We start from the raw sequence: 9,612 nt of genomic DNA, 5'->3' as shown, positions 1-9,612 counted from the left end.
TGTGGCCCTCGACACATTCGCCGATGCTCCGCCCCTCCCGCCGCCCCTCCGACGGGAGATCCGTCGAGAGATCAGCACAAGAGACCCGTCGGCAGCCGTGCACTACCGGATGAACCCGGCCAACCTCCCCTGCCTGGCCGAGGCCCGCCCCGACGTCTGCGTGCTGGCCAACAACCACGTGCTGGACTTCGGCGTCCGCGGCCTCCAGGAGACGCTGGCCGCCCTCGCGGAGGCGCGGCTGACGGCGGTGGGCGCGGGGTGGGACGCGGAGGAGGCCCGGCGGCCCGCGGTCGTCGAGGCCGGCGGCGGCCGCCGGGTGCTGGTGTTCTCCTTCGGGACGGCGTCCAGCGGCATTCCGTGGACGTGGGCCGCGTCCGGGGCCGTGCCCGGCGTCGACTTCGTGTCCGAGGCGTCGGGCGCCGACGCCGCGGCGGTGGTCGACCGGGTGCAGCGGGCGAAACGGCCGGGCGACCTCGTGGTCGCCTCCGTGCACTGGGGGTCCAACTGGGGTTATCGCGTCCCCCGCGAGCAGGTGGCGTTCGCGCACGCGCTGATCGACGGCGGTGTCGACGTGGTCCACGGGCACTCCTCGCACCACCCGCGCCCGGTCGAGGTCTACCGGGGCCGGCTCGTCCTCTACGGCTGCGGCGACTTCATCGACGACTACGAGGGGATCACCGGCCACGAGCAGTACCGGGACGACCTGCGGCTGCTGTACTTCGTCTCGGTGGACCCCGGCAGCGGTGAACTGGCCGAAGCGTGGATGGTGCCCGTGCAGACGCGACAGCTGCGCCTCCGGCACGCCTCGGCCGAGGACTCCCGGTACCTGCGGGAGGTCCTCGACCGGGTCAGCCACGGCTTCGGTGTGCGGGTCGACGCCGGGCCGGACGGCACGCTCGTGCTCCGGTGAACCCCGGCCTGCCCCGGCCGGGCTCAGCCTGACAGGCCGTCCGGCCCGGGGACCAGCGGAGCGATGAGGTGGACGGTCGGGTTGCCGTAGTCGTCGTCATCGTCGTCCGAGGTGAGGGCGGAGGTGATCGAGCCGGTGCCCCAGGAGATCAGCCCGATCAGGATGAACGCGACCAGCAGCCCGCGCCCGCCCCCGCCCAGCACCAGCGGGCGGGTGGCCGAGACCGGGCCGCCCGGCACCGAGTCCGGTTCGTCGCCGAAGAGCCCCTTGGGGTAGGCGGCGGTGAGCATCAGCAGGTAGGCCGTGTACCGCATCCGGTAGCGCAGGATCGCCGCGGTCGCCTCGAACAGCGGCTGGGGCATCCGGCCGAGGATCAGCACGACCAGCCAGCTGATGACCGCCACCGTCCACCAGCCGGCGTACAGCAGGCCCTGGACGACCATCGCCGGGATCGCCAGGACGAGGCGGAAGAACACCGCGAGGCGGTTCAGTTCACCCCCGGGCCGCAGCTCGACCCGGACGGGGTGGTCGGCTTCGCGGAACCCGAACGGCGGGTACCGGTCGTGGGTCAGCATCAGATAGGCCTGCACCCGGGTGTCGTACGGCACGTAGTTGCCCAGGTAGTCGGCCGCGAACACCGGCAGCCGGCCCATGAACAGCGCGCCGAACCACCCGATCACGGCGACGAAGAACGCCACGATCGACAGCACCCAGAGCACCACGAGCTGCGGGATCGCCAGGATGATGCGCACCAGCACGGTGAGCCGGTTCTGTTCCCCGGGCGCGGGCATGTCCAGCACGGGCAGCCACTCGGTCTCGAACGGTGCTTGTGCGGGGGGAGCCTGCCACATCCGGGCCTCCAGGTCTCGGCGTCGGTCGGACGGGGTCGACCCGGCCGCCTGCTCCGAAGGTCGCAGCCCGCCGCCGCCACCGCACGCTGCACTGCGCCGGCCGGGGGAGTCCCGCGCCGGGGGTGGCCCCGGCCCCGGCCCCCGACCGCGACCCCGCTCCCGGCTCCGCTCCTGGCCCCGGCCCCGCTCCTGGCCCCGGTTCCGGGGAGCGGTGGGCGCGGCCGCCGGCCGGACGGGCGGGTGAGCGATCATGGTGGTGGTCCCGACCGGTCCCGCCGTTCCGCGGCGTCGCCGGCCGGCTGTCACCTGGTCAGCAGTGGGGGGTTCTCGTGGGAGTGGCGCGTGCATCGGCCGCCGCCGTGGCGCCGGCGGAGCGGTTCGAGTGGTTCTGCGAGGCGGTGTCGACCGACCTGATGCCGATCACGATCAGGACGGAGCGCGCGGCCGGCTTCCGTGCCGAGATCGCGAACGTCGGACTGGGGTCCGTCCAGGTGTCGAGCTTCGCCTACTCGCCGGTGTCGGCGTGCCGCACCGCCGTCCACGTCCGGCAGGGCGACCCCGAGCAGTACCAGCTCGCGCTGATCACGGACGGAGCCATCCGCACCGCCCAGCTCCGCAACGAGTCGGTGGTCTCGGGCGACCTGGTGCTGACGGACACCTCGCGCCCGATGGAGAACGCCTCCGGCCACGACGGCCGGCCGGTCGGCGTGGTCATGCTGCAGATGCCCCGGTCCGGCCTGCCCTTCCACCCGGACAAGCTGGACGGCCTGCTCGCCCGGCGCATCCCCGCCAGGGAGGGCACCGGGGCGATCCTCGCCCGCTTCATGGGCACCCTGCTCGACCACGGAGCCGGCTGCCGCCCCGAGGAGCTGTCCCGGATGGGCGCCGTCACGCTCGACCTGGCCACCGCCTGCATCGCCCAGCACCTGGGCACCCCGGCCGAGGCGCCGGCCGAGGCCCGCGCGCAGGTGATGCTGCAGCGGATCCACCGCTTCATCGAGCACAACCTCGACGACCCGGACCTGACCCCGCAGGCGGTCGCCGACCACCACCACATCTCGTTGCGCGGGCTCTACCTGCTCTTCCGGGAGCAGCCCGCCGGCGTGGCCGCGACCATCCGCCGGCAGCGGCTCGAACGCTGCCGCGCCGACCTGGCGAACCCGGCCCTGAGCGGCCGGTCCGTCCAGACGATCGCGGTCCGCCGGGGCTTCGCCAGCGCCAGCGCCTTCGGCCGCGCCTTCCGCGAGGCCTACGGAATCACCCCGACCGAGCACCGCGCGCAGGCCCTCCGCGGCTGATTGCGCGGAGTGTCGGGAATCCTTGCACGGGACGCACAGGACCCGGCCACCCCGGGGGTTAGGTTCGCATGGCCGGAGTGGCCGGAAACGACGGCGCCGGCACTCCGGACCATCGGATCGCTCAGGGACAGACCATGACCACCACCCCGTCCACCACCGCGCCCCTCGCCGACGCCCCCGTTCTCGCCCTCGCCCAGGCCATCCACGGCGTCCTGCGACACGTCCTGGCCCGGCACGGTGTGACGTTCCGGCAGCAGGTCGTCCTCCGCGCCGCCGTCACCGCCGACGCCCCGCAGACGCCGGACGAGATCCTCACCCGCATCCGGCGTTCCCTCCGGGTCGATCCCGCGGACATCCGCGCCACCGTCGGCGAGCTGCTGGCCAAGCAGCTGCTCACGGAAGACGGTGCCCACCTGCTCCCCACCGACGCGGGGCGGGAGCTGCTCGCCGCCGTGGGCGCGGAGACCGCTCCCATCGCCGCCCACATCCTCGCCAGCACACCCGCCGAGGACCTCGCCGCCGCGGGCCGCGTCCTCGCGCTGGTCACCGAGCGCGCCGACGCGCAGCCCGCGGGGCTGACTGCCTGAACGGGGCCGACTGCCCGACCGAGGCCGACCGCCCGGCCAGGGCTGACCGTCCGGCCGGCGCTGACCGCCTGACCGGGGCCGACGGGTTTCGGTGAACCGTACGCAGGGGGCGGCCTGGGGACGGCGCCGGGGCCGGCGGCCTGCCGCTCAGCGGCCCCGTGCCAGCGCCAGCCCCGCGGCCCGCCCGGAGAAGATGCAGCCGCCCAGGAACGTGCCCTCCAGCGCGTTGTACCCGTGGACACCGCCACCGCCGAAGCCCGCGACCTCCCCGGCGGCGTAGAGGCCGGGGACCGGGCTCCCGTCGCCGCCGAGGACCCGGGAGTCCAGGTCGGTCTGCAGGCCGCCGAGCGTCTTGCGGGACAGGATGTTGAGGCGCACGCCGATGAGCGGACCGTGCGCGGGATCGAGGATCCGGTGCGGCCCGGCGACCCGGACGAGCCGGTCGGTCAGGGACTTGCGGGCGTTGCGGATCGCCATCACCTGCACGTCCTTGCTGAACGCGTTGTGGAGTTCCCGGTCGCGGGCGGTGATCTGCCGTTCGATGTCGGCGGCGTCCAGCTGCGGGCCGCGGGCGATCGCGTTCATGGCCGTGACCAGCTCGGGAAGGGTCCGGGCGACGACGAAGTCCTCGCCGTGCCGCTTGAAGTTCTCCACCGGCCCGGGCGCGCCCTTGGCGAGCCGGCTCTTCAGCACGAACCGGATGTCACGGCCGGTCAGATCGGGGTTCTGCTCCGATCCGGAGAGCGCGAACTCCTTCTCGATGATCGACTGGGTCAGGACGAACCACGAGTAGTCGTGGCCGGTGGCCAGGATCTGCTTCATCGCGCCGATCGAGTCCGCGCCCGGCACGCCGGACATGCCGGTCAGCCGGCGCCCGTTCGCGTCGAACCACATCGAGGAAGGGCCGGGCAGGATCCGGATGGCGTGGTCCGGCCAGACCGGGTCCCAGTTGTGGATCCCCTCGGTGTAGGCCCACATGCGGTCGCGGTTGACGACGCGGCCGCCCGCCTGCTCGGTGATCGCCAGCATGCGGCCGTCGACGTGGGCGGGGACGCCGGAGATCAGGTGCCGCGGGGCCGGGCCGATGCGGTCGGCCGGCCAGTTCGCGCGCATCAGCGCGTGGTTGTGCCCGATGCCGCCGGAGGTCACCACGACCGCCGCCGCCCGCTCCTCGAACTGCCCGGTCACCTCGCGTGAGGACCGCACCCCGCGCTCGGAGTCGTCCGGCGCCAGGACGGACCCCCGCACGCCGACCACGGCGCCGTCCTCCGTGAGGAGCGCGTCCACCTGGTGGCGGAAGGCGAACCGGACCAGCCCGTCCCGCTCCGCCCGGAGCACCGGCCGGGCGAACGCCTCCACGACCCCCGGGCCGGTCCCCCAGGTGATGTGGAAGCGCGGCACCGAGTTGCCGTGGCCGGTGGCCGACCCGTCCCCCCGCTCCGCCCAGCCGACCATCGGCACCACCCGGTGCCCGAGGTCGCGCAGGTAGCGGCGCTTGCCGCCGGCCGCCCACGCCAGGTACGCCTCGGCCCACCGCCGCCCCCAGACGTCCTCGTCGTCGAGCCGGTCGAAGGCGGCCGAGCCGAACCAGTCCTGCCTGGCCAGCTCCAGGGAGTCCTTGATCCCCGCACGACGCTGTTCCGGACTGCCGACGAAGAAGAGGCCGCCCAGGGACCAGAACGCCTGGCCGCCGAGGTTCTTCCGGTTCTCCTGCTCGACGACGAGCACCCGCCGGCCGGCCTTCGCCAGCTCGTGGGTCGCCACCAGTCCGGCGAGGCCGGCACCGACCACGATGACATCAGGCTGGAACGACATTCAGCTCTCCATCGGGGGATCGCCGTCACGCGGCTGCGACGACTACGCGGTCCGAGGATCACGCGTACCCCGTGGTCTCCGGTACTAGTCTTGTCACGTGGTGACAAACAAGACTGTCTCCTCGGCACAAAGCGGCGAGCCGCGCACCGCGGCCGGCGACCGGCAGGCCGCCGCGGCGCGGATCCTGAAGGACGAGACGGCCGTCGTCGACTCCTTCCTGGACGTCATCGCCCGGGAGATCCCCGCCTACGCGAACCTCGACGCCCGCCAGCTCGAAGAGGTCCGGTCCATCATCGTGTGGACGCTGCGCCGGGTGCTGGAGCTCTGGGCCGTGGACGGGACGCTGGAGGCCGAGGACATCCGGATGTTCCGCGGGGTCGGCTCGGTCCGGGCACGCGACGCCCGGCCGCTCGCCGCCGTCCTCCGCGCGTACCGGGTGGCCGCGCTCGCCTTCTTCGACCTGATCGGCGACGAGTTCGCCGACTCCGTGCCCGCGCGCGACGTCGCCGCGCTCGCCCGGGTGTGGCTGGAGGTGCTCGACCAGTCGTCCGAGGCGATCTTCGACGGCTACGAATCGGCCGGGCGCATCCTCGGCGCGGACCGCGAGCGAGCCCTCCGCGGGCTCTTCACCGACCTCCTGCTGGGACGGCAGAGCCACGCCGGGACCCTCCGCGCGCGCCTGCGCGAGCTCGATGCGCACCTGCCGCCGGCGTTCGACCTGCTGGTGGTGGTCCCGCCGACCACGGCCGACGACGTGGAACAGGCGGCGTCGACGGTGACCGCGGCCCTGGACGCGCGGGCGGCGGGCGAGGCCGCGGACCTCGAACTCACCTCGCTCCGTACCGCCATGGACGGCGTCGGGGTCGTCCTGGTCAAGGCGGTGGACCGGGCGACGCTGGGCCGGCTGATGGACCGGGACCAGCTCACCGGCGCCCTGCTCACCGGGGCCACCGCCACCACCGCACCGCGCGACCACCGGATCGGGATCCACGGCGTCCGCCACGCCCCGCCCCTCGTCTGGACCGAGCGCCGGGTGCTCGACCGCGGCGACCTGGAGGCCGTGGCCCTGGTCACCGGGTACCCGGACGCCGATCCCGCCCGCGTGACCGAATCCGTGCTGGGGCACCTCGCGCAGGACGACGACACCCTGCGCACGCTCGACGCCGCCCTGTACTCCGACGGCGCCGCCAGGGCGGCCGCCCGCCTCCACGTCCACCAGCAGACCGTCCGCTACCGGATGCGCCGCCTCGCCGCCGTGACCGGCCGCGACCCGCGCACGCCGTGGAACCGCTTCGTGTTCCAGACGGCGCTCCTGGCCGCCGCCCGGCGGTAGCAGCGGGCGGGCCTCCTCGCTGCCGTCCTCGCCGCCGCCTACCGGGGAGCGCGGTCCACCGGCCCCCGGGCGATCAGGACGTCGGCCTCGTGGCGCCAGCCGAGGGAGGAGTAGAGGCGCCGGCCCTCCTCGCTGGCGATGAGGAGACCGGTACGGGCGCCCTGGGACACGGCGGCCTCCGCCAGGGCACTCATCACGGCGCGGCCCAGCCCGCGCCGGCGGTGCGCCGCGTCCGTCTCGATGCGGTCGGCGATCGCATCGGCGCCGACCACGGCGACGGTGCCGCGCGCCGCCACCGCACCGGAGGGGTCGAGGAGGGAGACGGCCGTGACCCGTCCCTCCGTACGCACCACACGCTCGTACGGCGCGGCGGGCGCATGCTGCGGATGCCCGGTCAGCTCGGCCGTCATCAACCACTCGGCCCGGTGGACCAACTCCAGTCCGGCGGCACCGACGGCGGCCTCGACTGCGTCAGGGCGCAGCGTGGGCACCGTGAGCCAGGTGGGCTGCGGCTCGGCGGCGACGGCGGCCGCCAGCCGCGCCAAGGACGCGGGCTCCTCGTCCGCCCGCAGCGCGAACACCTCGACCTCACGGCCGGGTTGGTGGCACAGCGACCGCAGGCCGTCCCCGTCGGGCCCGACCGGCTCGGCCCCGGGCAGCGAGCGGGCCACCGTCCAGCCGTCCAGCCAACGTCGTATCAGCTCTGAATCGATCTTCGCCATCCGGCGATTAGAGCACGACCGCAACCGGTGGGCCGGGCGAACGACCGGAAATGGGTGGGCACAAGGCGGCAGGGCCGGTACGGTGGCCCGCCGTGACCACGACCGCCGACCGCACGCCCGACCTCACCGCCGCAGACACGGCCGCCGAGGCTGGCGCGCCGGCGGGCCTGCACCACGGCGGGGACTACCAGCGGCTCGCCGAACGAACCACCGACCCCGCCGTGCTCCGCGAACTCGCCCGGTGCGACTACCCGTTCGTCTGGCACGCGATCGCGGAGAACCCGGCCACACCTGCCGACGTGCTCGCCGCGCTGGCCGATCGCCGGCACTCCGACTACAACGACAACCGGCTGCTCCTGCTGCTCGCCGAACACCCCGCCACCGTCGGCGCCCGCCTGGACCGGGTGGTCGAGGCTGATCCGGGTCTCCTGGCCGAGCCGGTCCGACTCCTCCTGCAGGCCCTTCACGAACTCGTCCACCACGCGGACGAGTTGCTTCTCGTGCTGGCGCATCGAGCCGGACTTGTCGACCACGAGCGAGACGTGGTTGACCTTGTGCTTGATCGTGGTCGCAGACATGGCGCTACCCCTGTTCCAACGTTCTTCCGGCGCCTTTCCGGCGCCCCCTCCGACGTTGGTTCCACCCTACGAAGGGGCACTGACAGTCCGGTCCGCGCTCCTGGCCGCGCTCAGGTCCACGCTCCGGTCCGCACCCCTGGCCGCGCTCGGGTCACAGGTGCGCGAGCAGGTCGTGGAGCGGGGCGGGCACCCGCCCGGGGTCGAGGGCCTCGACCAGGAGGCGGCCGTAACGGATCTTGCGGCCCTTCTTCGTGCCGAGGAAGCGCCGCAGCTGCTGCCGCGCGGGCCGGCCCTGGTGAGCGGGCTGGCGCCCGAAGGTCTGCCAGGCCGGGAGGTCGCCCTCGGCCCGGAGGATCTCCTCGACCCGCGCCACGCCCAGCGCGCGGACGAGTTCGTCCTCCAGGTCCGCCGCACACACGAAGACCCCGTGGCCCGGCGCGCCGGCCCGCTCCAGACCGCGGTCGTAGTAGCCCCGCTCGCCCACGTCGCACAGTCCGGCCAGGCCGAGACCCAGCCCCGTCGGCCCGAGCAGGCCCGCGTAGCGGCCGATGTTCATCGCCCCGCCCATCGGGAGGACGCACACGCCTTCGCCGGGCAGGTCCCGGCCGTAGCGGGCGGCCAGCGCCTCGACGGCCGCCAGGTCGCTCGGCCCCTCCAACAGCACCGCGGTCCGCACCTTCAGTCGCACCGCCAGCTCACCCGCCGGCCCACCGGGGCCGCCCGCCGCCCAGCCGCCGACCGCATCCCGGAACGCTCCCATGTCCGCCACGAGGCGATTCTGCCCCTGCCCGGGTGGGTGGGGCACGGATTTTTCACCGGCCGCGCCGCCCACGCGTCCCGGCCCGGTCGGCACCGTCGGGCAGGACCGGCAGCGGCCAGGCCGTGTCCGGTGACCAGGCGGGCCACGGGTCGGCGAACGGCCCGGAGCGGCTCCGGAGCATGCCGAGGGCGCGCATCCTGGCCTGCTCCACCAGGCGGTGATCGGCGTCCGTGATGAAGCCGAGCCGCCGGCCCCTGGGCGTACTCGTCCTCGTCCTTCCAGCGGGCCGAGGACAGGTCCGGTGCGACCACCAGGTCGACGAGCAGGTCCAGGGTGTCGATCCCGATCCCCGTCCGGACGACCGGCCGTTCGAAGTTCACGTACAGGCGCAGCGGGGCGCCGTCGGCCGGGTCCTGGAAGTAGTGCAGGGAGAACCACTCCCCCGCCTCGAAACGGGAGCGGACGACCGTGTCGCGCCAGTGCCAGGGGGCCAGGTCCCAGGTGCCGGCCGCGAGGTCGTGCAGACCGCCCTTGCGCACGCTGTCGTCGCCGGTGCGCAGCGCGGCCGCCCAGGTGGCCGGGGCGAGGGAGCGGATGCCCGGCCAGTAGGCGAGGTGCAGGACGCTGCCGGTGTCCGTGAGCGCCCGGTAGGGCTGGGCGGACCAGACGCGGCCGCGGTGGACGTCGCGGCGCACCACCGTGGTGCCGGGGGTGAACGCTGTGCCTGCGCCCGGTGCGGTCGGGGCGTTCACGGCCGG

Annotated in this window: 8 protein-coding genes and 2 pseudogenes; 4 read left to right on the top strand and 6 right to left on the bottom strand. The window is 74.3% G+C overall.

Translation table 11 applies throughout. From position 1 onward, the window contains the following. Positions 1–94: 94 nt before the first annotated feature. A pseudogene (locus ABZ885_RS29690) lies at positions 95–910 on the top strand (CapA family protein); the annotation flags it as partial. A 23-nt stretch (positions 911–933) separates the two neighbouring features. Here the strand turns inward: ABZ885_RS29690 and ABZ885_RS29685 are convergent. After that, positions 934–1,761 carry a DUF4389 domain-containing protein gene (locus ABZ885_RS29685; RefSeq protein ID WP_360195166.1) on the bottom strand — a complete coding sequence of 276 codons (828 nt, stop codon included), beginning with the start codon at positions 1,759–1,761 and terminating at the stop codon, positions 934–936. Positions 1,762–2,096: 335 nt separating this feature from the next. Between ABZ885_RS29685 and ABZ885_RS29680 the strand changes: the two genes are divergently transcribed. Together ABZ885_RS29680 and ABZ885_RS29675 are read left to right on the top strand one after the other, a co-directional pair. Then, complete coding sequence (locus ABZ885_RS29680) at positions 2,097–3,059, top strand: helix-turn-helix domain-containing protein (RefSeq protein ID WP_360195164.1); 963 nt, start codon at positions 2,097–2,099, stop codon at positions 3,057–3,059. A 134-nt stretch (positions 3,060–3,193) separates the two neighbouring features. Then, positions 3,194–3,646 (top strand): MarR family transcriptional regulator, encoded by a 453-nt coding sequence (locus tag ABZ885_RS29675; RefSeq protein ID WP_360195161.1) that lies wholly within the window; start codon positions 3,194–3,196, stop codon positions 3,644–3,646. Positions 3,647–3,793: 147 nt separating this feature from the next. Here ABZ885_RS29675 and ABZ885_RS29670 read toward each other — a convergent pair whose 3' ends face one another. Then, positions 3,794–5,461 (bottom strand): FAD-binding dehydrogenase, encoded by a 1,668-nt coding sequence (locus ABZ885_RS29670; protein WP_360195159.1) that lies wholly within the window; start codon positions 5,459–5,461, stop codon positions 3,794–3,796. 100 nt (positions 5,462–5,561) lie between these two features. On the opposite strand from ABZ885_RS29670, the gene ABZ885_RS29665 reads away from it, so the two are divergent. Then, complete coding sequence (locus ABZ885_RS29665) at positions 5,562–6,794, top strand: helix-turn-helix domain-containing protein (protein WP_360195156.1); 1,233 nt, start codon at positions 5,562–5,564, stop codon at positions 6,792–6,794. A 38-nt stretch (positions 6,795–6,832) separates the two neighbouring features. On the opposite strand, the gene ABZ885_RS29660 is transcribed toward ABZ885_RS29665, so the two are convergent. From ABZ885_RS29660 to ABZ885_RS29645, 4 genes and pseudogenes are all read right to left on the bottom strand, one after another. After that, entirely contained in the window at positions 6,833–7,516 is a 684-nt protein-coding gene (locus ABZ885_RS29660) for a GNAT family N-acetyltransferase (RefSeq protein ID WP_360195154.1), read from the bottom strand. A gap of 395 nt (positions 7,517–7,911) precedes the next feature. Next, positions 7,912–8,094: pseudogene (locus tag ABZ885_RS29655) on the bottom strand (VWA domain-containing protein); the annotation flags it as partial. A gap of 151 nt (positions 8,095–8,245) precedes the next feature. Further along, positions 8,246–8,863 carry a TOPRIM nucleotidyl transferase/hydrolase domain-containing protein gene (locus tag ABZ885_RS29650; RefSeq protein WP_360195151.1) on the bottom strand — a complete coding sequence of 206 codons (618 nt, stop codon included), beginning with the start codon at positions 8,861–8,863 and terminating at the stop codon, positions 8,246–8,248. Beyond that, positions 8,773–9,612 (bottom strand): DUF402 domain-containing protein (locus tag ABZ885_RS29645; protein ID WP_360195148.1); only part of this gene is annotated, 840 nt, incomplete at its 5' end. The genes ABZ885_RS29645 and ABZ885_RS29650, both read right to left, overlap by 91 nt.

This window comes from Kitasatospora sp. NPDC047058 (genome assembly GCF_040643935.1).
Taxonomy (GTDB): domain Bacteria; phylum Actinomycetota; class Actinomycetes; order Streptomycetales; family Streptomycetaceae; genus Kitasatospora.
The sequence above is the reverse complement of the archived record's forward strand: the minus strand, read 5'-3'. Positions and strand labels throughout refer to the sequence as shown.

Bases quoted from the DNA above. Each gene is read 5' to 3' on its own strand.
- ABZ885_RS29675 (WP_360195161.1), top strand. From the start codon at position 3,194: ATGACCACCACCCCGTCCACCACCGCGCCCCTCGCCGACGCCCCCGTT.
- ABZ885_RS29670 (WP_360195159.1), bottom strand. From the start codon at position 5,461: ATGTCGTTCCAGCCTGATGTCATCGTGGTCGGTGCCGGCCTCGCCGGA.
- ABZ885_RS29660 (WP_360195154.1), bottom strand. From the start codon at position 7,516: ATGGCGAAGATCGATTCAGAGCTGATACGACGTTGGCTGGACGGCTGG.
- ABZ885_RS29685 (WP_360195166.1), bottom strand. From the start codon at position 1,761: ATGTGGCAGGCTCCCCCCGCACAAGCACCGTTCGAGACCGAGTGGCTG.